At 63.6% G+C, this 231-nt stretch carries 1 protein-coding gene; it reads left to right on the forward strand.

Annotation, left to right across the window (positions count from 1 at the left end):
- On the forward strand, positions 1-231 hold a 231-nt coding region (locus tag M3G03_RS12815), incomplete at both ends, for a DUF349 domain-containing protein (RefSeq protein WP_259810522.1).

Raw genomic sequence — 231 nt, forward strand, 5'->3', positions numbered from 1 at the left:
AACAAGGCCGCCAAGGAGCGGCTGGTCTCGCAGGCGGAGTCGTTGGCGAACTCATCCGATCTGCGGTCGGCATCGGACCAGATGCGCAAGCTCGGTGATGAGTGGAAGCGGATCGGCCCGTGCGAGAAGGCCGACAATGACCGGCTGTGGTCGCGGTTCAATCAGGCCCGCACTCGTCTGAACGACCGCAAGAAGCAGGAGTTCGAGAAGCGGCAGCGTGAGTGGGCGTCA

This window comes from Aestuariimicrobium sp. p3-SID1156 (assembly GCF_025144225.1).
Lineage (GTDB): Bacteria > Actinomycetota > Actinomycetes > Propionibacteriales > Propionibacteriaceae > Aestuariimicrobium.